Source organism: Pseudomonas sp. UBA6699 (genome assembly GCF_002454615.1).
GTDB classification, from domain to species: Bacteria; Pseudomonadota; Gammaproteobacteria; order Pseudomonadales; family Pseudomonadaceae; genus Aquipseudomonas; species Aquipseudomonas juntendi.
In genome coordinates this window covers 1-20,452 of record NZ_DKJF01000092.1, presented here as the reverse complement: position 1 = coordinate 20,452, position 20,452 = coordinate 1, and the positions used below count along the sequence as shown (strand labels likewise).

The window sequence follows — 20,452 nt, the reverse complement described above, 5'->3', positions numbered from 1 at the left end:
TCACCCCAAAGGGTGATTCCGGGTGCTGGCGGGGTGTGGGAGCATCAACCCGCCCCAGCGCTGCGAGCCTTGCGCTCGACCTCCTTGCACGACACCCCGGTAACGAGCCTGCTCGCCTGCCGCGGTGGCCTGCATCCCTTTCCAGGAGTTAGCAATGCATACAACAACAAGTACAGCTCACCCCACCACCCCGCCCGCCACCGCGCAACCTGCCGCCAGCAGCGGGCGTTTGCGCCAGTCCATGAGCATGACCGCCCTGGTGCTGTTCGGCCTGGCATACATGGTGCCGCTGGCGGTCTTCACCACCTATGGGCTGGTCACCCAGATGACCAAGGGGCACCTGCCCACTGCCTACCTGCTGACCCTCGCCGCCATGCTGCTGACCGCCTACAGCTACGGCCGCATGGTCCAGGCCCACCCCTACTCCGGCTCGGTCTACACCTATACCCGCAAGGCCTTTGGCAGCCACATCGGTTTCATCACCGGCTGGACCCTGCTGCTCGACTACATTTTCCTGCCACTGCTCAGCTACCTGCTGATCGGCATCTACATGTCGGAATACTTCCCGGCCATTCATGCCTGGGTGTGGGTGGCAGGGTCCATCGCCCTGGTCACCTTCCTCAACCTGATCGGCATCGAGTCGATCACCCGCGTCAACTGGATCCTGGTGGTGACGCAACTGGTGTTCATCGTGGTTTTCGTCGGCCTGGCCGTGCTCAGGCTGAGCGGCCAGGCCGAACCCGTTTCGCTGTTGGCGCCGTTCCACCACGACGGTTTCAGCGTGCCGTTGGTGATGACCGGCGCGGCCGTACTGTGCCTGTCATTCCTGGGCTTCGATGCGGTCTCGACCATGGCCGAGGAAACCAGCAACCCGACCTACCGTATTCCGCTGGCGATCCTTGCCGTGTCCCTGATCGGCGGCTTGCTGTTCCTGGTGGTGTCGTACTGCGCACAACTGGTCTTCCCCGATTGGGGCAGCTTTGCCGACCCGGACTCGGCCTCGGTGGACGTCATGCGCCGGGTAGGCGGCGAACTGCTGGTCAGCGCATTCACCGCCACTTACGTGGCCGGCTGCTTCGCCTCGGCCATGGTGTCGCAAGCCAGCGTGTCACGGGTGCTGTTCGCGATGGGCCGAGACGGCGTGCTGCCGCGGGCGTTTGGCCAGCTTGCAACGAAAAAGCGCGTACCGGCCACCGCCATCCTGGTGGTCAGCCTGCTGTCGCTGATTGCCCTGGTCATTACCCTCGACACCGTGGCCAACATGATCAGTTTCGGCGCACTGTTCGCCTTTTCGGCGGTGAACCTGGCGGTGGTCAAGCACTACCTCATCGACCGCAAGCTGCGCGGTGCCGGTAATGTGGTGCTGTACGGCGCCATACCGGGGCTGGGTTTTCTCAGCACGCTGTGGCTGTGGAGTAGCCTGACCAGCCTGTCGTTCAGCATTGGCCTGTGCTGGATGGGCATGGGCCTGCTGGTACTGCTGGGGCTTACCCGGGCGTTTCGGGTCACGTTGCCGGCCAGGCCAGGCGAAACTCATTGATGAAATCCACGTGCGAGGCTTCAATAGGCACACCCGAAGCGGGAACCCAGTTCATCAAAGAAGCCACCCATGTACTCTTCCGAACGCCTCAAAGGCATTGACGTTTTCGTCGCCGTCGCTGACTTGGGCAGTTTCACGGCAGCTGCCGAGCGGCTCAACCTGACCAGCTCGGCCATCAGCAAGAGCGTGGCCCGGCTGGAGGCCCGCCTGGGCGCACGGCTGTTCAACCGCACCACGCGCAGCCTGTCGCTGAGTGAAGCGGGCGTGGTGTTCTATCGCACTTGCACCTCGGTCCTGGCCGACCTGGAAGAAGTCGAGCACACCCTGGCGGCCAGCGATGACCAACCCCATGGCAAAGTGCGGATCGAACTGCCCGCCTCTTACGGTCGCCTGCATGTGCTGCCGCTGATCCTCGACTTCATCCGCCTGCACCCGTTGCTGCAGCCGCATGTGTCGTTCTCCGACCGTTTCGTCGACCCGGTGCACGAGGGCATCGATATCGTGGTGCGCATCGGTGGCCCGGATGCCTGGCCGGCGGCGCTGGGCCACCAATACTTCGGTGCCCAGCGCCTGATGTTCTGTGCCGCCCCTGGCTACCTGGAAAAGCATGGCGTACCGCAACACGAGCGCGACCTGGAGCACCACCACTGCGTGGGTTATGGCCACACCGACGGCCTGGTCAGCCCGTGGTACTTCAAAGGCCGCCACCCCGGCGAAATGGAGCGGCGTACCGTGCAGCCGCGCATTGCCGTGGGCGATGGCGAAGGCGAAGTGGCAGCGGTGCTGGCCGGCCATGGCATCGGCCAGCTACCCACCTGGCTGACCCAGCAATACCTCGACCATGGGCGCCTGGTCGAAGTATTGCCGGCACTGGCCACCGACGGCTTGCCAATGAACCTGGTGTGGCTGAAAAGCCGCGAAGGGCTACCCAAGGTTCGCGCCTTGCTCGACTACCTGCTACCGCGCCTGGCGCCTCACGGCAGCCGCGCCTGCGCACCGGGCTGAGGCGCCAGCCGGCCCACCACGGGCACCAACGCCAGCGCCAGCAAGGCGATGCCAGCCGCCACGTAGCCCACGTAGCCGACCCCCAGGTGGGAAATGGTCATGCCACCCAGCACGGCCCCCAGGCCGATACCGGCGTTGGCCGCCGACACATTGGTGGTACCCGCCAGGGCTTGGGCATGGGTGACCGAACTCATCACCCGCACCTGGCTCACCGGGTACAGTGCCGTGTTGGCAATGCCCCACAGCGCCAGCGCCAGGCAGAACAGCACGGCCCCCTGGGCCAGCGGCACCAGCGCCGCCATGCCAATGGCCAACAGCACCAGGAACAGCGCGCTGGCCCTGAGCGGTGAGCGGTCCACGGCCCGCCCGCCGATCCAGTTGCCGAGCAAGCCGACCGCGCCAAAGCCCATCAGCCACCAGCCGGTATGCGCCGGGGCCACGCCCGCTACCCGCTGCAGCAGGTCGGCCAGGTAGGTGTAGCCCGTGAACATGGCCGTGAACACCACCACCGACAGCAGCACATTGGCTAGGAAAAAACGCTCTTTGAAAATGCGCGCCTGCTGCATGAAGTCAACTTTCGCCGTGCGCGCCACGTGCGGCATCCATACCCACATCGCCAGCGCCATCAGCAGCGACAACGCAGCCAGGATCCAGAATGCACCGCGCCACCCCACCACCGTTGCTGCCACGGTCCCCAACGGGATACCCAGCAACATCGCCGCCGAGATACCCAGGTAGACCTTGGCAATGGCCTGCCCGGCCCTGTCGCGCCCAGCCAGGTGGCCGGCGGTTTCACTGGCGGTGCCCCAGAACACCGGCAGCGCCAGTGCCGGTATCACCCTGGCGACGGCCAGCACCCAGAAACTGCCGGAGGCAGCAGCCAGCGCATTGGCTGCGGCGAAGACCAGCAAAATGCCGATGAACAGGCGCTTGCGGTCCAGGTGCGCCAACGCCGCCGTCAATAGCGGGCCGGCCAGCATCACGGTGAATGCGAACAGGGTGACCAACTGCCCCGCCAGCGATATGGAAATACCCAGGTCCTGGCTAAGCGCGGGCAGCAAGCCAACGATCAGAAATTCGGTGGTCACGATCAAAAAGGCTGAAAACGCCAGAATGGCAATGCTGATTGCAGCGTGCCGGCTGGGGGTGGCGACCCCAGGGCTTGGTTCGAAAGCGGACATCAAGACAGTCTCCAGAAATAAGGTCACCAGTCTATTGGTAAACTTAATTCGTATTTCTGGTGTTATTTCACTAATCGGATGACTCGATTTCATCAATCGAGCGCTGATGTATACAACTTTCAGGATTCCTGATTACATACGCGTTCGCCTACGACCTCGGTAATCGCCCAGGCGTATAGCGACGGGCTTAAGCCATGTCATTTACCGCTACCAAGAAAACCCTCCTCGTCAAAAACGCCCAACTGCTGGTCACCATGGACAGCGAACGCCGCGAAATCAAAAACGGCGGCCTGTACATCGAAGACAACCTGATCAAGCAAGTGGGCCCCAGCGATAGCCTGCCGCAGCACGCCGACGTGGTGCTGGACATGGCCGGCAAGGTGGTCATCCCGGGCCTGGTCAACACCCACCACCATATGTACCAGAGCCTGACCCGCGTGGTGCCGGCGGCTCAGGACGGTGAACTGTTCAACTGGCTGACCAACCTGTACCCGATCTGGGCTCGGCTGACCCCGGAAATGATCGCGGTGTCGACCCAGACCGCCATGGCCGAGCTGATGCTGTCCGGCTGTACCACCTCCAGCGACCACCTGTACATCTACCCCAACGGCTGCAAGCTAGACGACAGCATTCATGCTGCCAGCGAGATCGGCATGCGCTTCCATGCCGCGCGCGGCAGCATGAGCGTAGGGCAAAGCCAGGGCGGCCTGCCGCCAGATGCGGTGGTCGAGAAGGAAGCCGACATTCTCAAGGAGTCGCAGCGCCTGATCGAGGACTACCACGATGCCAGTCACGGGTCGATGCGCCGCATCGTCGTGGCGCCCTGCTCGCCGTTCTCGGTCAGCCGCGACCTGATGCGCGAAGCTGCGGTGTTGGCGCGCCAGTATGGCGTTTCGCTGCACACCCACCTCGCCGAGAACGTCAACGACATCGCCTACAGCCGTGAAAAATTCGGCATGACGCCCGCCGAGTATGCCGAAGACCTCGGCTGGGTCGGCCACGACGTCTGGCACGCCCACTGCGTACAGCTCGACCAGCATGGCATCGAGCTGTTCGCCCGTACCGGTACCGGGGTTGCCCACTGCCCTTGCTCGAACATGCGCCTGGCCTCCGGCATTGCCCCGGTGCGCAAGATGCGTGACCACGGCGTTGCGGTTGGCCTGGGCGTAGACGGTTCGGCCTCCAATGACGGCGCCAGCATGATCGGCGAAGTGCGCCAGGCCCTGCTGCTGCAGCGGATTGGCTTCGGCCCAGACGCCATGACCGCCCGTGAAGCGCTGGAAATAGCTACCCTGGGCGGCGCCAAAGTGCTCAACCGCAACGACATCGGCGCCCTGGCACCCGGCATGGTCGCCGACTTCGTCGCGTTCGACCTGGGCCATGTGGCTTACGCCGGCGGCCACCACGACCCGTTGGCCGCGCTGGTGTTCTGCACCCCGACCCAGGTTCACACCAGCGTCATCAATGGCCGGGTGGTGGTCAAGGACGGCCAGTTGGCCACGATCGACCTGCCACGGGTGCTGGAACGCCACAACCAGCTGGCCCTGCAATTGGTCAGCGGCGCCTGAACGCGACGGCAAGCCAGCCGTTTGCGCTGCACCCGCGTGCTGTGGGCTCGCCGGCGATGGGCTGCAACGCAGCCCGTTGCCTCAGTTGCGCAACACCTGGTCGCCGGCATTGGCCGGCAAACGCAGGGCGTCCAGCAGGGCCACACCGGCAATCAGTGCAAGGCCAAGCAACGCCCAGTGGAAGTCGGCAACGGTCAACCCGCTCTCGCCGCCACGCAGTTGCATGGCCACGCGCAACAGCAGCGCCACCACCGCCACCCCCAAGGCCATGGCCAGCTGGAAGCACATGCTGAACAGCGTCGATGCCTCGGCCATCTGCTGCTGCGGCACATCGGCAAACCCCACCGCGTTGTAGGTGGTGAACTGCATCGACCGTGACAGCCCGCCCATGAACAGCACCAGCGCCATCCAGTACCACGCCATGCCCTGCTGCAACCCCAGGCAGGCCAGGATGCAGGCCACGCCGACCAGGCCGTTGCCCAGCAACACGCGGCGAAAACCAAAGCACCGCAACAACCCGCTGGTGAACGGCTTCATCGCCAGGTTGCCGGCAAAGATCGCCAGCACCAAGAGGCCGGCGTCCAACGGTGGCAGGTCGAAGCCGACCTGCAACAGCAAAGGGATCAGAAACGGTAACGCGCTGATCGACAGGCGGAACAGGGTGCCGCCCACGATGCTGACCCTGAAGGTACGGATGGCCAGGGTGTGCAGGGGCAACAGGGGGGCCGGGTGGCGCCGACCGTGACGGATGGCCAATCCGGTCAGCACAGCCCCAAGCACTACCAGTACCAGCCCTGCCCCCAGGCTGTCGCCGGCCAGTGACCCGAGCAGCTCCAGGCCCACCAGCCAAGCCGCACAGGCCGAGCCCAACCAGACGAAGCCCAGCGTGTCGAAGCGGCGCGGCGCCTCGCAGCGGGTGTCGGGTATCAACAGCCAGACGGCGGCAAGGGCCAGCAAACCGAGGGGAATGTTCAGGTAGAAGATCCACGGCCACGACCCGTGCGTGACGATCAGGCCACCGAGCGGCGGGCCCAGTACCGGTGCCACCAGGCCCGGCCAGGTGATGACCGCGAGCTGCTTCACCAGGTCTTTTTTCTCGGTGGTGCGCAACACCACCAACCGCCCCACCGGAACCATCAGGGCGCCGCCGATGCCCTGCAACACCCGTGCAGCCACAAAGGCTTCCAGGCTGGCGGCCAGCCCACACAGCAACGAAGCGGCAGTGAACAAGGCGATAGCCCCGGCGAACACCTGGCGCGGGCCAAAGCGCTCGGCGAGCCAGCCACTGAGCGGGATGAACACCGCCACGGCCAGCAGGTAGGCACTGATACCGATGTTCAGGCTGACCGCGCTCTGGCTGAAGTCGCTGGCCATTTGCGGCAGCGCGGTGGCAATGACGGTGGCGTCCAGGTTTTCCATGAAGAACGTGATGGCCACCAGCAAGGCAATGCAGGTGGTCTGGCGCGAGCGCTGGGCGGCTGCCGGGTGGGCCAGGGTGCCAGGGCGTTGCGTTGGCGGCCCGGTCATGGGCAACCGAGTCGCCGTTCGTGGGCGCGGAGCTGCACGGGCACGTTGGCAACCATAGGCCTACTCCAGCGGGATGGTCAGGCGATCGATCACGGCACCGGTTTCGGGGCGCATCCCGCGCCACCAGGCAAACGCCTCTGCCGCCTGCTCGACCAGCATGCCCACACCATCGGCCAGGCGCGCCACACCTTGTTCACGGGCCAGGCGCAGGAATGGCGTGAGGCCTTTGCCATAAGCCAGTTCGTAGGCCAGCCGGGCCTGGGCCAGGGCCCCGGCCGGCAGCGGTGGCAACTCACCGACCAGGCTGGCAGAGGTGGCGTTGACCACGATATCGAAAGCCTGCCCCGGCAGTTCTTCGTACCGGCTGATTCGCAGCCGCGGGTGATTCAGCTCATTGCGCAGCGCCACCGCCTTGGCCATGTCGCGGTTGGCGATCACCAGCTCGGCAGGGCCGGCGTGCAGGAACGGCAGCAGCGCCCCACGCACCGCGCCACCCGCCCCCAGTACCAGCACACGACGCGCATGCAGCGGCTCCCCGAGGTTGACCTCGATATCGCGCAGCAGGCCAATACCATCGAAGTTCTCTGCCACGATGCCGCCGTTCTCGAACTTCAGGGCGTTGGCTGCCCGGGCCAGTTGCGCTCGTTCGCTGCAGCGCTCGGCCAGTTCGAAGGCGCGCAGCTTGAACGGTGCCGTGATGTTCATGCCCAGCCCACCCTCACCGCGGAACGCCAGCACCTGGGCCTCGAAGCCCTCCAGCGACCCCTCGATTGCGCCATATTCCAGCTGCTGGCCACAGGCTTGAGCGAACAGCCCGTGGATCAGCGGAGACTTGGTGTGGTTGATCGGTCGGCCGATCACTGCATAGCGGTCGCTCATCGTGCCTCTCCATGGGTGAACAGCACCCCGTCTGCCTGCATGGCGGTGATTTCTTCGGCGCTGAAGCCAAGCCCGGCGGCGACTTCGGCGTTGTGCTGGCCCAGGTCCGGGGCCACCTGGTGGATGGTGGTGTCGCAGTCGGAAAAACGGAACGGCAGGTTGGGCAGGCGCAGTGTGCCATAGCGCGGGTGATGCTGTTCGACGACCATGTTGCGCGCCTGAATCTGCGGGTCGGCCAGCACCTCGTCGATGCGCTGTACCTTGGCGCTGGGCACGTCGATGGCATCGAGCAAGGCCAGGATAGCCGCCACTGGCCGCGCGCCCACCCAATCGCGCACCACCGCCAGAATTGCCTCGCGGTGGGCATTGCGGCCATTCACACTGTGGTAGCGGCTGTCGCTGGCAAAACCTGCCGGGCCACCATTGGCTTCAAGCATGGCGGCAAAGCGCCGCCAGGCGTCATCGACCTGGGCAGCGATCACCAGGTCGCCGTCGGCGGCACGGAACACCCCATACAACGTCGAGGTGGGCATGTCATGGCCGGTCTGCTCGGGCAGTACGGTGCCGTTGGACAGCGTGAAGCACTGCACCGCGTACTCATGCATCGACACCAACGTGTCGTACAAGGCCATGTCGATGTGCTGGCCACGGCCACTGCTGACGCGCCCCAGCAAGGCGGCATTGATGGCTGCCACGGCGTGGATGCCGGTGTACATGTCGCCCAGCGAAATGCGCAGCAACGGCGGTGCTTCGCCCGGTACGCCAACCATCTGCATGATCCCGCTCTTGGCCTCGGCAATCAGCCCGAAGCCGGCGCGGTGTGCATCCGGCCCCGTGTGGCCATAGGCGGAAATGGAGCAGTACACCAACCGCGGGTTGCGCGTCGCCAGCTCGGCATAGCCCAACCCCAGCTTGTCCAGCGCGCCCGGCCGGTAGTTTTCGATGAACACGTCGGCCGAATCGGTCAGGCGCTGCATGAAGGCCTTGCCGCGTGGGTCCTTCATGTTGACGCTGACGCCCTGCTTGCCCATGTTCAGTTGCAGGAAGTAACCGCTTTGCTGGTCATCCAGGGTGAACGCGTGCTGGCGACCGGCGTCGCCGCTGCCTGGCCGTTCAACCTTGATCACCTCGGCGCCCAGCGCCGCCAGGCAACGCCCTACATAAGGCCCGGCAAGAAAATGGCTGTAGTCGATGACGCGGATACCCGCCAATGGCAATGCCTGGCTCATGCTGCCCCCTTGCACGGCACCATCAGCCGGTGCTCACCGCGTTGCACGACCTGGCCGTGCTGGTTGATCAGCTCCGACGGCAGGACCACGATGCCCCAACCCGGGCGGCTTTTACTCAGGCGCATCGCGCCAACGCGCATGCGCACATGCAGCACATCGTCGACCTTGATCGGCAACACGAAATCCCAGGTCCAGCCCAGTGACATGCCCGGCACGAAGCGGTAATCGCATTGGGTCTTCAAGCCATCGGCGATCGACAGGCCGAACAGGCCGTGGGCAACCAGGCAGCCAAAGTGGCTGGCATTGGCATACGCCTCATCGACATGCACCGGGGTATGGTCACCGGTCAGGTCGGCATAGGCCAGGATGCGTTCGCGGGTGACGGTGTAGCTCGGGCTGATGCATTCATCGCCCTCGCGGGCGTCGTCCCAGTACTTTTCAGTCACGCTCATGGCTGCACCTGCGCACGTGGGTTGATAGCCAGTGCCTGGGCGACCGTCGCCTTGGGCAATGCCTGGATGAACTCCACGGCCAGGCCGTCGGGCAAGCGCAGCCAGTTGCGGCCCTGCGGCATTGCACTGACGCCGAAACGCTGTGCTGCCGCCAGCACCGCTTCCAGGTCTTCGCACATGATCCCCAGGTGCGCCATGCGCCCTTCAGGCCCTGCAAAGTCGGGCTGGTGGATGAACTGCAGGCCGCCGAGGGTCCAGTACTGGGTCGGCTGCTCGGGGTCACCCTGCGACTCGCGCAGAGTCATGCCGCACACCTCGCTGAAAAAGCGGATATGCCAGTTGATGTCACGCACCCAGAAGGCGACGTGTTCGAGGTAGGCTTTCGGCTGGCTCATGGGTTGTCCTTGTTCTGCTGGTCGGCCATCGCGCGTTCGATGCCTTTGATACACGCCACCAGGGTGGCGTTGACGGGTGTGGCGACGCCGTGGCGCTGGCCCCAGCGCACGACGGAACCGTTGATGAAGTCAATTTCAGTGATCGAGCCTTTTTCCAGGCTCTGCAGCATTGAGGTGCGAAAGCTCGCCGGCAGGCCTTCGGCGGCCAACTGCCAGGCTGCCTCGGGGTTGGTCAGGCTCAGGCGGATACCGGCGCGCTCGGCCACCGCGATCGCTTCGGCAACGGCCGCCTTGGCGGTGCTCGCCAGCAGCGGCTCGCTGTACAGCTGGCCATAGCTGAGCCTGGTGATGGCGCTGAGCGCACCGGTGGCGACGTTGACCAGCAGCTTGTCCCACATGGTGCCGAGGATGTTGTCGCTGACCGTGGTGGCCAGGCCGGCACCGTTGAATACCTCGGCGATAGCCTGCACGCGGGCGCTGCGCTGCCCGTCCAGTTCACCGATGTAGGTCTGCTTGCCGGCCACCCCGGCGCGGATCGCCCCCGGCGCCAGCAGCACGCCGCCGACATAGGTCTTGCCAGCCAGTACCCGCTCGCGCCCGGCCGCCTGCGCCAGGATATCTTCGTGCCCCAGGCCGTTCTGCAGTGACAGCAGCAGCGTTTGCGGGCCCAGAAGCGCCGTGGCCCCGGCGATCGCCTCGGCGGTGTGGAACGACTTCACCAAGACCACCACCAGGTCGGCCACCCCCACCTCATCGGCACACGTCGCCGCATGCACGCGGACTTGGCGCTGGCCGAGCTCATCCTGCACCTGCAGGCCGTGCTGGTTGATGGCCTCGACATGGGCACGGCCTCGGTTGAGCAGCCAGGTTTCATGCCCGGCTTCGTTCAAGGCCGCGCCGATGGCGCAGCCCAGGGCGCCGGCACCCAAAATGCAGATTTTCAAATCGCAGACCTCCGTGGTTTGCGATCACCTTATGCAGCCACGCTTATTAGCGCTATACAATGCAGCAAATAGCCCCATTGAGATTTGCAATAATGACCACTCCCCCGGTACTGCCCGAACCCAAGCTGCTGCAACTGTTCGATGTGCTCTACCACTGCCGTAGCGTTACCCGCGCCGCTGAACAGCTGGGGCAGAGCCAGCCGACCATCAGCATCTGGCTGGGCCGCCTGCGCGAACAACTGAACGACCCGCTGTTCGTGCGCACCCCTGGGGGCATGGCGCCCACCCCACGCGCCGACCAGTTGATCGGGCCGTGCCGCGAAGTCCTCGAGTCACTGCGCCGGCTGGCGGCCTGGGAACCGCAGTTCCAACCCGCTACCGCACAACGGCGCTTTCGCCTGTGTGTGAGCGACGCCAGCCACATCACCTTGCTGCCCAGCATCCTCAACCACGTGCGCAGCCACGCGCCCGGCATTCGCCTGGAGGCGGTACGCATCGATGGCAACAGCGAAAGCGCGCTGGAATCGGGTGAAGCTGACCTGGCGATCGGCTTCGTACCGTGGCTGGGCGGTGGCATGTACCAGCAAGTGCTGTTCGACCAGGACTGGGTGTGCCTGAGCGCGCGCGGGCACCCGCGCCTGGCCGGCGGCCTGAGCATGGCCTGCTACCACGCCGAAGGCCATGTGCAGATCAGCGCCGGCACCGGCCAGAAGCTGCTGGAAACGGCACTGGCGCGGGCCGGCATCGAGCGCCGCATCGTGCTGGAGCTACCGGCGTTCCTGGGCCTGGGCATGATCCTCGGGAGCACCGACCTGATCGCCACCCTGCCCCGCCATATCGGCCAGACGTTGGCCGACATGCATGATTTGCAGGTGCACGACTGCCCGTTCGCGGTCGAGGGTTTCACGGTCAAGCAGCACTGGCACGCCCGCTACCACCAGGACGGGGGTAACCGCTGGTTGCGCGCAGTGGTCCATGGGCTGTTCGCCCGCGACGGCTCAGCCGGCTCGCGCAAGGGCTCCAGCCGGGCAGGCGCCTGACACCGCGCAACGCTTGCTGCTGGCCGAGGTGGCAAGCATGATGGGCGCATTACGTTCATGCCACGGATATGCCGATGACCGCAGCACCCCCCTCTGTTTCGCAGCCAGGCCGCTGCCAACGCTTGAAAGCGGCCAGCAGCCGCGACCATGACAGCGTCGATCAGCTGGTCATGGCGGCACGGCCGTTTGAGAGCCGCGAGCGCTACGGCCGGTTCCTGCAGGTGCAGCATGGTTTTCATGGCAGCTTGCTGGCGTTGTATCAGGACCCGCAGCTCAACCGGCAACTACCGGGGCTGTCGGCCTTGTCACGGTTTGCCGCGGTGCAGGCCGACCTGCTGGACCTGGGCCTGCCCGCGCCACCGCCACCACCTTCGGTGTGCGCCAGCCCGGCGCAGGCGTTGGGCTGGCTGTATTGCAGCGAGGGGTCGAACCTGGGGGCTGCGTTTCTGTTCAAGTACACTCAACGCCTGGGCCTGGGTGAAGACCAGGGCGCCAGCCACCTGGCCCCGCACCCTGATGGCCGTGCGCTGCATTGGCGTGAGTTTGTGGCCCGTGTGGACGCCCTGGCGCTGGATGAACAGCAAGAGGCCGAGGCGATAAACGGCGCAATCGCTGCGTTCGAGCATTACCGCAGCCACCTGCGCGCAGTGTTTGCCGAACGCTGATCCGGTTTGGGCCGGGCGGGTTGCTTGCCGCATAATTGTACAAGTTATTGCTACAGCGAACTTTTTCCTGGTTGCTGGTCTATGAGGGTGGCACAGAACGGTCACGGCAGGCGAAGCAGCTTGCCTCACCGCTGGCCTGATAGCTCAATTGTGATCAGAGGTGGGCTTCGCTCATGAAAATACAAGTCGCCAGGTGGATGCTGTTCGGTCTGTTCTCGCTTGCAGCAGCGGGCACGGCTTCGGCCCTGCCACTGAAACCGGCCGAGGTGGCGGCCCCGGCCGTTCAGCCAGCGTTGCCTGCGGCCAGCAACCCTTGGTCGAGCGTGGCCAATGCCGCCGCTGTTCAGCCGGCGCCCCTGCTGGCCCATGATGACCACCGCTGGCACGACCACAGGGGGGACTGGCGCCGCGAGCAGTGGCGCCGCGAGCAGGCCCGGCGCGACTGGGAGCGGCGACGTGACTGGGAACGCCGCCGGGATTGGGAGCGCCGCCATGAGCGGGCGATGCACCAACGCCACTATGACGAACACCGGCACTACCGCCGCTGAAGCCGACACACCGGCTGCTGGCGCTTCAGTCAGCCTGGGGTGGGGCCGCCTCCACCCCTTCTGTTTCCAGCTTCAAACGGTCAGCCTTGCAGATGTACCTGGGCTTGCGCGGCGCGAGTTTGGCGCTGGCTTTCTTCTGGTGCGCCTGCAACAGCTGCTTGATCTTCTTACGACGGTTCATGGTCCACACGGCCTTTGAGTACGGTTTAGCTGCCGCCATCATACCCGTGCAAGCAACCCGCTGCGCACGGCTGCTGCGCAGCGGGCTACGACCAAGGCCCGATGGCTGCTCGCCTTGACGTTATTTTCACAGTCCACAGATTAGCGTCACGTCCTTTCCGGCCACGCACACAGTTGCGGGCTACCAAGGTACGACGAGGCACACGTGTCACACACCACTTCCCCTTCCCGCGTGGACTGGGCCGGCCTGGGCTGGCTCTTGCTGTTCTTCTGGTATTTCTCTGGCGTCACCCAGGCATTGCTGCTGTTCAGTGGCACTACCGGTTTCTCGGGTTTCCGTGATGCGTTTTTCCTCAGTAGCCTGTGGCTGGCCCCAGTGCTGCTGCTGCCCCGCCTTACCCGCGCCACTGCGGCGCTCATCGGCCTGCTGCTGTGGGCTGCTTCGCTGGTTGGCCTGAGCTATTTCGGCATTTATCGCCAGGAGTTCTCGCAGAGCGTCATCTTCGTGATGTTCGAGTCCAACACCGCCGAGGCCGGTGAGTACTTCAGCCAGTACTTCAGTGCCTGGCTGGGCCTGGCGTTGCTGCTGTACACCGTGGGGGCAGTATTGCTGTGGCGCCGCTTGCGCCCGGTCTACCTGCCGCTGCGCAGCCGCCTGCCAGTGGTGGTGCTGTTGCTGGCAGCCAACCTGGTGCTGCCGTTCTACAAGCAAATGGTCACCCAGGAGCGCAATTTTGCCGATGCGCTGGAAAAGGTACAGCAGCGCATGGAACCTGCAGTGCCTTGGCAATTGCTGGTCGGCTACCGCCAGTACCGCCAGCAACTGGACAACATGCAGGCGCTGCTGGCGCAGAATGCTGCCCTGCCGCCCCTACAGAACCTGCGTGACAACAGCGGTTCGGCACCGCGCACGCTGGTTCTGGTGCTGGGTGAATCGACCACCCGCGAGCATATGCACCTGTATGGCTACAACCGTGACACCACCCCCAACCTCGACGCGCTGGCTGCCAACGACAAAGGGCTGACCGTATTCCGCGATGTGGTGTCACCCCGCCCCTACACCATCGAAGTGATGCAGCAGATTCTGACCTTCGGCGATGAGCAGGCCCCGGACCGGTTCCTCACCGACCCATCGCTGATCAACCTGATGAAACAGGCAGGCTACAAGACCTTCTGGATCACCAACCAGCAAACCATGACCAAGCGCAACACCATGCTCACCACCTTCTCGCAGCAGACGGACGTGCCGGTGTACCTGAACAACCAGCGCAACCAGAATGCCAGCCAGTACGATGACGTGGTGCTCGCACCGTTCGAGAAGGCCCTGCAAGACCCGGCCCCCAACAAGTTCATCATCGTGCACCTGCTGGGCACCCACATGGACTACCGCTACCGCTACCCGGACGCCTATGCCCACTTCACCGACAAGCAGGGCGCACCGAGTGCGCTGACCGATGACCAGGTGCAAACCTACAATTTCTACGACAACGCAGTGCGCTACAACGACTTCGTGGTGTCGAGCCTGATCAAGCGCTACGCTGCCGGCAGCCCGAATGGCTTCCTGGTCTACCTGTCCGACCATGGTGAGGACGTATACAGTTCTGGTAACCACGACCGGCTGGGGCGCAACGAAAGCGCGCCGACCCGGCCGATGTACACCATCCCGTTCCTGGTGTGGACCTCACCCAGCTGGCAGGCCCAGCACCCGCGGGACCTGCAGGCGATGGCCAAGCGCCCGTACAGCAGCTCGCACCTGATCCATACGCTGTCGGACCTTGCCGGTTTGAGCTACGACGGCTTCGAGCCGGCCAAGAGCCTGGTGAGCGCGCAATTCGTGGCGGCACCGCGCTGGATCGGCGACCCCTACCGCAAAGATGGCTTGCACCCGTTCGATCAACTGCCTGGGGGCAAGGTAATGGGGGAGCAGCAGACTGCCAGCCGCGACACTGGAGAGTAAGGCAAGCCCCTAGCGCTGCGCTGCGGGGCGCGCTGCACGGCGCGCCAGCAGCGCGTAACCCAGGCCCAGCACGCCCAGCGCCAGTACCACCAGCAGCCCCATGAGCTCGCGGCTGTAGCGGGCCACGGTTGCCGGGAAGCCGATCACTTCGTGATACACCTGCACATTGGCTGCGCCGTCGGCATGGGTAATGCTGACGCCGCCCTGGCGAATCTGGGAATAATCGGCGTCGAAATACACCCACACCTTGCACCGGCTACCCGGCTCGATGACAGGGATGTCGACTTGCGCGGTAGCCTGCTCCAGCAGTGTGTCGTTGCCAGCAGCATCGCGCACCTGCACCAGGCCTTTGCCTGGCAGGCGCACTTTGACCTGGCGCACCGGCGCATCGCCACTGTTGTGCAGCTCGATGAGCAAGCCGGTACGGTGGTCCACCAACCCCGCCTCGAACGGTTTGGCGAACAGCTGGGCGTACGGCAACTGAGCCAGTTCGACCAGGCGCTCGACCTGATCGTGGCTCAACTGCCCCTGGCTGATGCTGTTGATGCGCCCCTGCAACTGCTCATACTTGAGCTGGTCGCTGGCTTTGCTGATGCGCTCGCTGAACTGGCCAGGATAGGTGAGGTAGGCATACGTCAGTGACGCTTCCAGCCGCGGGTTGCCCCTGAACAACGCGTAGGCGGCCGACAGGACCATCAGGCCAACCAGCACCGCGACCAGGAGCTTCCCCACCTTGTCCCAACTCAATGCGAACCTCCTTTTGAAATGATGCAGACGATTCAAACCGCCCAAGGGTGCCAAGTTCATGGCCCCCAGGCAACCCTGTCTACTCGATGCCCTCCTTCTCGCGCGCCTGGCGCATCTGCAGCAGCTGGCCATCGACCAGTGCCTTGGCCATGCCCGCCAGGTAGAACGTGGCCTTGATCATCACCTTGCGGTCACTTGGCCGGTCGATGGCCTTGCGCGTGATTTCAGTAATGCAGCCCATGATGGCCGAGGCTTCCGTCAGCGCGGTTCGTATCGGCAACTGCGGTCGCATGTGCACCAGTTCGGCATCGGGGTGGCCGAAGCGGCTGGCCGCCGCCACCACATTGAGCGTGTTGTTGTCTTCGGGGGTGTCGTTTTCCATGTTCATTCCTCGGGGGGTTGAGCGTGCCGAGACTAGGCGGCGGCCTGGGCCACCACAATGACTTGAGCCTGGAACGGCTCATTTTCGGAAATGCCCTACAAAGTTACCGTGCAGCCCCCCCTTGCACCCCGCCCCTTGACCGAGACCGGGCAGTGGCGGACGATCAATCACCCCCACTCAGGACGAACATCATGCTACGGATATTGGGCAGAGCCTCTTCCATCAACGTGCGAAAAGTCCTGTGGGCCTGTGCCGAATTCGAGGTCGCCTTCGAGCGCGAAGACTGGGGTACGGGCTTCAAGGCCACCGACACCGCGCAATTCCTGGCGCTGAACCCCAACGCCATGGTTCCGGTGATCCAGGATGGCGACTTCACCCTGTGGGAGTCCAACAGCATCATCCGCTACCTGGCCAACCGCTATGGCGCCACCGCGTTCTACCCCGGCGAAGCACAGGCACGGGCCAGGATCGACCAGTGGATCGATTGGCAGGCGTCAGACTTGAACCGCGCCTGGAGCTACGCCTTCATGTCGCTGGTCAGGCATTCGCCCGCCCACCAGGACCCTGTGGCGCTGGCGGCGGGTTGTGCGGACTGGGCGCGTTACATGCACATCCTCGACCGGCAACTGGCCGCTACCGGCGCCTACGTGGCCGGTGCCCAGTTCACCCTGGCCGATATTCCTATCGGCCTGTCGGTCAACCGCTGGTTCGAAACGCCGTTCGAGCACCCGCACCTACCGGCTGTGCGCGATTACTACGAGCGCCTGAGCGAGCGCCCGGCTTACCACCTGCATGGCCGTAACGGCACCCCGTAAAGCCCCCGGCGCGGTCAGCCTGGCACATTGCACTGTGCCATGGCCGCCGCCCGGCCACGCCAGGCAAACAGCAGTACCAACACCAGGCCCAGCGCCGCCATCGCCGCCCCTGCCAGGGCAATCGCCGCGTAGCCCAACCCCACGTTGATCACCGCGCCGCCCAGCGCCGCGCCGATCGCATTCCCCAGGTTGAATGCACCGATGTTCACCGCCGAGGCCAGGTTGGGGGCATCCTTGGCCGCTTCCATCACGCGCATCTGCAGCGGTGGCACCAAGGCGAAGCTGGCCGCACCCCAGACCAGGATCGCCAGTGCCGTGGGCAGTGGCCAGTCCAGCACCAGCGGGAACACCAGCAGCACGGCAATCAGCACCGCCAACGACAGGATCAAGGTGCGCTCGACCGAGCGGTCCGCTGCCTTGCCGCCCCACACGTTGCCCAAGGTCAGGCCGACACCGAACAGCACCAGCATGGCGGTGACGAAGGTGGTGGACGCGCCAGCTTCGTTCTGCAGGATCGGCGCAATGTAGGTGAACACCGTGAACATGGCGCTGGAGCCCACCACGGTCAGCAACAACGCCGCCAGCACCGGCCCCCGCACGAGCACGCGGATTTCGGCCATGGCCCCGTCGCCTTTGGGCGAAGGTACGTTCGGCAGTGCATACCACAGCGTGGTCATCGCGATCAGGCCAAGCCCGGCGATGCCCCAGAACGCCGTGCGCCAGCCCAGCATTTCACCAAACCAGGTGGCCAGCGGCACCCCGCCGATGGTGGCCAGTGTAAGGCCCATGAACATCGCTGCCACCGCCCCGGCGCGCTTCTCGGGCGGTACCACGCTGGCGGCGACGATCGAGCCGATGCCAAAGAACGCGCCGTGGTTAAGTGACGTGACCACGCGGGCAACCAGCAGACTGGCGTAGTCACTGGCCAGTGCCGACATCAGGTTGCCCAGGGTGAAGATCGCCATCAGGCCGATCAACAGGTAACGCCGCGGGATCCTTACCGTGGCCAGGGTCATCAGCGGTGCGCCGATCAGCACACCGAGGGCATAGGCACTGACCAACAGCCCGGCAGCAGGTATGGAAACGCCAAGGTCAGTGGCGATACTGGGCAACATGCCCATGGGGGCAAACTCGGTGACACCGATGCCGAAGGCACCGATGGCAAGTGCGACCAGAGGTGGATTGATACGCATGGCAAAAACTCCTTAGCTATGCGGCAAATGCTACGATCTGCTTCCCTGGCGCACTAGACAGCCTTTTTGCCAATCACCTTTGCTTGCGAGGCACAAATGGACTTCAGCGGTAGATCCGGTGAAATGGCGGTTTTCGCCAAGGTGGTGGACGCGGGCAGCCTGTCTGCCGCCGCCCGCGCCTTGAACCTGACCCCTTCGGCGGTCAGCCGCATTCTCGCCCGCACCGAGCAGCGCCTGGGCACCCGCCTGCTGCTGCGCACCACCCGGGCCCTGACCTTGACCCCCGAGGGCGAGGCATACCTGCGCGGCGCGCGGCGGGTGCTGGCCGACCTGCAGGAAGTCGAGGATGCGATCGCCGACCAGGGCGTGCCGCGCGGGCGCTTGCGCATCAGCGCCGCGCAAGGGCATGCCCGCTTGACCGTGGTGCCGCTGCTGGCGGCGTTCAGCGCGCGTTACCCGCAGGTACTGGTCGACCTGACCATCAGCGACGAGGTGGCCGACATTCACGCCGGCCAGGCCGACGTTGCGCTGCGCTTTGGCCACCTGCCCGACAGCTCGCTCAGCGCCCGCCCAATTGGCGAAACCGGCCAGGTGGTCGTGGCCTCGCCCGAGTACCTGGCGCGCTGCGGTACGCCGCTGGTGCCTGAAGACCTGGCCGGCCACAACTGCCTGCACTTCAACTTTCGCCGGGCCGTAGCAGACTGGCCGTTCCGCCGCGACGGCGAGGTCTTTGCGTTGAAGGTGCGGGGCAACATCGAATGCAGCAGCGGCGAAGCACTGGCACAGCTGGCCAGGCTGGGTGCAGGCGTGGCCCGCATCGGCACCTTCACGGTGGCCGATGACCTGGCCAGCGGGCGCCTGCTTCCGATGCTGGAAGCCTACAATCCTGACGACCGCGAGCCGATCCATGCCGTGTTCGTGGGCGGGCCGTCGATGCCGGCGCGGGTGCGGGTGTTCGTGGATTTTCTGGTGGAGCAGCTATCACCCCCCTTTGTAGGCACTTGAACGCAGGTCAGGTTGGGGTATCGTGGGTCCCCCATAGTACTGCCAGGGCTCGACCACCATGCGCATTGTCATCCCCGACGACTATCAGGACGTGATCCGTACCCTCGACTGCTTCAGTCGCCTGCACGGGCACGATGTCCACGTACTGCATGCCCCCCAGCCAGCGACGCTCGAGCAATTGGCGGCACGCTTTGCCGACGCTGACGCGCTGGTACTGACCCGCGAACGCACCCGCATCGACGCCGCCCTGCTCGATCGCCTGCCAAGCCTCAAGCTGATCAGCCAGACCGGCAAGGTCTCCAGCCACCTCGACCTGGCCGCCTGTACCGCCCGGGGCATCGTGGTGACCGAGGGCCGGGGCTCGCCAGTCGCCCCAGCGGAGCTGGCCTGGGCGCTGATACTCAATGCCCGCCGCCAACTGGTGCCTGCCATCGATGCCTTCCGCCAAGGCCACTGGCAAGTCAACCTGGGGCAGGCACTGGCTGGCCAGGTGCTGGGTATCTGGGGCTACGGCAAGATCGGCCAACGCCTGGCCCGCTATGCGCAGGCGTTCGACATGCCGGTGCTGGTGTGGGGCAGCGACAGCAGCCGGGCCGCCGCCGCGGCGGATGGCCACCGGGCCGCGGCGTCACGCGAGGCGTTTTTTGCCGAAGCGGATGTTGTCAGCCTGAACCTGCGCCTGTCCGAGCAAACCCGGCACCGGGTGACGTTGGACGACCTGACACGCATGAAGGAGGACGCCCTGCTGGTGAACGTGAGCCGCGCGGAACTGATTGCGCCAGGGGCGTTGCTGCAAGCACTGGATACAGGCCGGCCAGGTTATGCGGCGGTGGATGTGTACGAGCAGGAGCCGGTGCTCGACCCCGGCCACCCCCTGCTGCGCCACCCGCGTGTGCTGGCCACGCCCCACCTGGGGTATGTGGAAAAGACCGGCTACGAGCTGTATTTCGGTGATGCCTTTGACAATGTGCTGGCGTTTTTCGGGGGGGCACCGCAGAACGTGGCCAACCCGCAGGTACTGGCGGCAGGGAACTGAGTGTTTGCCAGCAGATATGCAGCGCCTGTGAGATCGAGCGCCGCCCGCGCGGCGCAATCGCGAGCTGCGCTCGCTCCTACGTCTGTTTCGGGCCAGTAACCCCTGTGCCAGATGCGCGCGGCCGCCTTGTTCGTACGACGCGACTTTGAGGCATGCGCCAAGAG

At 65.0% G+C, this 20,452-nt stretch carries 21 protein-coding genes; 10 read left to right on the top strand and 11 right to left on the bottom strand.

The features are described 5' to 3' along the window. Positions 1 to 154 precede the first annotated feature (154 nt). Both B3361_RS17625 and B3361_RS17620 read left to right on the top strand, forming a co-directional pair. Positions 155 to 1,540, top strand: coding sequence for an APC family permease (locus tag B3361_RS17625; protein WP_154211477.1), 1,386 nt, complete (start codon positions 155 to 157; stop codon positions 1,538 to 1,540). Positions 1,541 to 1,609: 69 nt separating this feature from the next. Beyond that, entirely contained in the window at positions 1,610 to 2,545 is a 936-nt protein-coding gene (locus B3361_RS17620) for a LysR family transcriptional regulator (RefSeq protein ID WP_054905645.1), read from the top strand. Here B3361_RS17620 and B3361_RS17615 read toward each other — a convergent pair. After that, entirely contained in the window at positions 2,515 to 3,726 is a 1,212-nt protein-coding gene (locus B3361_RS17615; RefSeq protein WP_054905646.1) for an MFS transporter, read from the bottom strand. The two genes, B3361_RS17620 and B3361_RS17615, sit on opposite strands and share 31 nt — an antisense overlap. Positions 3,727 to 3,920: 194 nt before the next feature. On the opposite strand from B3361_RS17615, the gene B3361_RS17610 reads away from it, so the two are divergent. After that, complete coding sequence (locus B3361_RS17610; protein ID WP_154211478.1) at positions 3,921 to 5,294, top strand: 8-oxoguanine deaminase; 1,374 nt, start codon at positions 3,921 to 3,923, stop codon at positions 5,292 to 5,294. A gap of 81 nt (positions 5,295 to 5,375) precedes the next feature. Here the strand turns inward: B3361_RS17610 and B3361_RS17605 are convergent, their stop codons facing one another. From B3361_RS17605 to B3361_RS17580, 6 genes are read right to left on the bottom strand one after another with little or no spacing between them, the layout of a single operon-like run. After that, complete coding sequence (locus B3361_RS17605) at positions 5,376 to 6,821, bottom strand: MFS transporter (protein WP_166524970.1); 1,446 nt, start codon at positions 6,819 to 6,821, stop codon at positions 5,376 to 5,378. A 60-nt stretch (positions 6,822 to 6,881) separates the two neighbouring features. Then, on the bottom strand, positions 6,882 to 7,700 hold the full coding sequence (gene aroE, locus B3361_RS17600; RefSeq protein ID WP_054905648.1) for a shikimate dehydrogenase: 819 nt from the start codon (positions 7,698 to 7,700) through the stop codon (positions 6,882 to 6,884). After that, positions 7,697 to 8,929, bottom strand: coding sequence for a CaiB/BaiF CoA transferase family protein (locus B3361_RS17595; RefSeq protein WP_054905649.1), 1,233 nt, complete (start codon positions 8,927 to 8,929; stop codon positions 7,697 to 7,699). Before B3361_RS17595 ends, aroE begins: the two co-directional genes overlap by 4 nt. Next, positions 8,926 to 9,381, bottom strand: coding sequence for a MaoC family dehydratase (locus B3361_RS17590; protein ID WP_029886074.1), 456 nt, complete (start codon positions 9,379 to 9,381; stop codon positions 8,926 to 8,928). The genes B3361_RS17595 and B3361_RS17590 overlap by 4 nt, the downstream gene beginning before the upstream one ends. After that, positions 9,378 to 9,776, bottom strand: coding sequence for a VOC family protein (locus B3361_RS17585; protein ID WP_029886075.1), 399 nt, complete (start codon positions 9,774 to 9,776; stop codon positions 9,378 to 9,380). The genes B3361_RS17590 and B3361_RS17585 overlap by 4 nt, the downstream gene beginning before the upstream one ends. Then, positions 9,773 to 10,720 carry a ketopantoate reductase family protein gene (locus B3361_RS17580; protein WP_286920295.1) on the bottom strand — a complete coding sequence of 316 codons (948 nt, stop codon included), beginning with the start codon at positions 10,718 to 10,720 and terminating at the stop codon, positions 9,773 to 9,775. Before B3361_RS17580 ends, B3361_RS17585 begins: the two co-directional genes overlap by 4 nt. A 92-nt stretch (positions 10,721 to 10,812) precedes the next feature. On the opposite strand from B3361_RS17580, the gene B3361_RS17575 reads away from it, so the two are divergent. From B3361_RS17575 to B3361_RS17565, 3 genes are all read left to right on the top strand, one after another. After that, the gene (locus B3361_RS17575; protein WP_054905651.1) at positions 10,813 to 11,760 is read left to right on the top strand and encodes a LysR family transcriptional regulator; all 948 of its coding nucleotides are present in this window, start codon (positions 10,813 to 10,815) and stop codon (positions 11,758 to 11,760) included. 74 nt (positions 11,761 to 11,834) lie between these two features. After that, positions 11,835 to 12,425: a biliverdin-producing heme oxygenase gene (locus B3361_RS17570; protein ID WP_029886078.1), complete on the top strand. Its 591-nt coding sequence runs from the start codon at positions 11,835 to 11,837 to the stop codon at positions 12,423 to 12,425. Between the two features lie 173 nt (positions 12,426 to 12,598). Further along, positions 12,599 to 12,973, top strand: coding sequence for a hypothetical protein (locus B3361_RS17565; RefSeq protein ID WP_029886079.1), 375 nt, complete (start codon positions 12,599 to 12,601; stop codon positions 12,971 to 12,973). 25 nt (positions 12,974 to 12,998) lie between these two features. Here B3361_RS17565 and B3361_RS17560 read toward each other — a convergent pair whose 3' ends face one another. Further along, on the bottom strand, positions 12,999 to 13,154 hold the full coding sequence (locus B3361_RS17560) for a DUF2986 domain-containing protein (RefSeq protein ID WP_009685121.1): 156 nt from the start codon (positions 13,152 to 13,154) through the stop codon (positions 12,999 to 13,001). A gap of 204 nt (positions 13,155 to 13,358) precedes the next feature. Here B3361_RS17560 and B3361_RS17555 point away from each other — a divergent pair, with 204 nt between their 5' ends. Next, positions 13,359 to 15,110, top strand: coding sequence for a phosphoethanolamine transferase CptA (locus B3361_RS17555; RefSeq protein WP_082414703.1), 1,752 nt, complete (start codon positions 13,359 to 13,361; stop codon positions 15,108 to 15,110). A gap of 9 nt (positions 15,111 to 15,119) precedes the next feature. Here the strand turns inward: B3361_RS17555 and B3361_RS17550 are convergent, their stop codons facing one another. Then, positions 15,120 to 15,857: a hypothetical protein gene (locus tag B3361_RS17550; RefSeq protein ID WP_054905653.1), complete on the bottom strand. Its 738-nt coding sequence runs from the start codon at positions 15,855 to 15,857 to the stop codon at positions 15,120 to 15,122. A gap of 79 nt (positions 15,858 to 15,936) precedes the next feature. Beyond that, positions 15,937 to 16,239 carry a DUF3077 domain-containing protein gene (locus tag B3361_RS17545; RefSeq protein ID WP_009685125.1) on the bottom strand — a complete coding sequence of 101 codons (303 nt, stop codon included), beginning with the start codon at positions 16,237 to 16,239 and terminating at the stop codon, positions 15,937 to 15,939. A 191-nt stretch (positions 16,240 to 16,430) separates the two neighbouring features. On the opposite strand from B3361_RS17545, the gene B3361_RS17540 reads away from it, so the two are divergent. Next, entirely contained in the window at positions 16,431 to 17,054 is a 624-nt protein-coding gene (locus tag B3361_RS17540; RefSeq protein WP_009685126.1) for a glutathione S-transferase family protein, read from the top strand. A gap of 14 nt (positions 17,055 to 17,068) precedes the next feature. Here B3361_RS17540 and B3361_RS17535 read toward each other — a convergent pair whose 3' ends face one another. Then, positions 17,069 to 18,247, bottom strand: coding sequence for an MFS transporter (locus B3361_RS17535; protein ID WP_029886083.1), 1,179 nt, complete (start codon positions 18,245 to 18,247; stop codon positions 17,069 to 17,071). A 96-nt stretch (positions 18,248 to 18,343) separates the two neighbouring features. Here B3361_RS17535 and B3361_RS17530 point away from each other — a divergent pair, with 96 nt between their 5' ends. Further along, a complete protein-coding gene (locus B3361_RS17530) occupies positions 18,344 to 19,252 on the top strand; it encodes a LysR family transcriptional regulator (protein WP_286920294.1) in 909 nt (302 codons plus the stop codon). A 58-nt stretch (positions 19,253 to 19,310) separates the two neighbouring features. Beyond that, a complete protein-coding gene (locus tag B3361_RS17525; RefSeq protein ID WP_054905655.1) occupies positions 19,311 to 20,288 on the top strand; it encodes a D-2-hydroxyacid dehydrogenase family protein in 978 nt (325 codons plus the stop codon). Positions 20,289 to 20,452: the final 164 nt, after the last annotated feature.

What these genes read in the sequence shown, in the direction of transcription:
- B3361_RS17625 (WP_154211477.1), top strand. Translation starts at nt 155, where the DNA reads ATGCATACAACAACAAGTACAGCTCACCCCACCACCCCGCCCGCCACC.
- B3361_RS17620 (WP_054905645.1), top strand. Translation starts at nt 1,610, where the DNA reads ATGTACTCTTCCGAACGCCTCAAAGGCATTGACGTTTTCGTCGCCGTC.
- B3361_RS17615 (WP_054905646.1), bottom strand. Translation starts at nt 3,726, where the DNA reads ATGTCCGCTTTCGAACCAAGCCCTGGGGTCGCCACCCCCAGCCGGCAC.
- B3361_RS17610 (WP_154211478.1), top strand. Translation starts at nt 3,921, where the DNA reads ATGTCATTTACCGCTACCAAGAAAACCCTCCTCGTCAAAAACGCCCAA.
- B3361_RS17605 (WP_166524970.1), bottom strand. Translation starts at nt 6,821, where the DNA reads ATGACCGGGCCGCCAACGCAACGCCCTGGCACCCTGGCCCACCCGGCA.
- aroE (WP_054905648.1), bottom strand. Translation starts at nt 7,700, where the DNA reads ATGAGCGACCGCTATGCAGTGATCGGCCGACCGATCAACCACACCAAG.
- B3361_RS17595 (WP_054905649.1), bottom strand. Translation starts at nt 8,929, where the DNA reads ATGAGCCAGGCATTGCCATTGGCGGGTATCCGCGTCATCGACTACAGC.
- B3361_RS17590 (WP_029886074.1), bottom strand. Translation starts at nt 9,381, where the DNA reads ATGAGCGTGACTGAAAAGTACTGGGACGACGCCCGCGAGGGCGATGAA.
- B3361_RS17585 (WP_029886075.1), bottom strand. Translation starts at nt 9,776, where the DNA reads ATGAGCCAGCCGAAAGCCTACCTCGAACACGTCGCCTTCTGGGTGCGT.
- B3361_RS17575 (WP_054905651.1), top strand. Translation starts at nt 10,813, where the DNA reads ATGACCACTCCCCCGGTACTGCCCGAACCCAAGCTGCTGCAACTGTTC.
- B3361_RS17570 (WP_029886078.1), top strand. Translation starts at nt 11,835, where the DNA reads ATGACCGCAGCACCCCCCTCTGTTTCGCAGCCAGGCCGCTGCCAACGC.
- B3361_RS17565 (WP_029886079.1), top strand. Translation starts at nt 12,599, where the DNA reads ATGAAAATACAAGTCGCCAGGTGGATGCTGTTCGGTCTGTTCTCGCTT.
- B3361_RS17560 (WP_009685121.1), bottom strand. Translation starts at nt 13,154, where the DNA reads ATGAACCGTCGTAAGAAGATCAAGCAGCTGTTGCAGGCGCACCAGAAG.
- B3361_RS17545 (WP_009685125.1), bottom strand. Translation starts at nt 16,239, where the DNA reads ATGGAAAACGACACCCCCGAAGACAACAACACGCTCAATGTGGTGGCG.
- B3361_RS17540 (WP_009685126.1), top strand. Translation starts at nt 16,431, where the DNA reads ATGCTACGGATATTGGGCAGAGCCTCTTCCATCAACGTGCGAAAAGTC.
- B3361_RS17535 (WP_029886083.1), bottom strand. Translation starts at nt 18,247, where the DNA reads ATGCGTATCAATCCACCTCTGGTCGCACTTGCCATCGGTGCCTTCGGC.
- B3361_RS17530 (WP_286920294.1), top strand. Translation starts at nt 18,344, where the DNA reads ATGGACTTCAGCGGTAGATCCGGTGAAATGGCGGTTTTCGCCAAGGTG.
- B3361_RS17525 (WP_054905655.1), top strand. Translation starts at nt 19,311, where the DNA reads ATGCGCATTGTCATCCCCGACGACTATCAGGACGTGATCCGTACCCTC.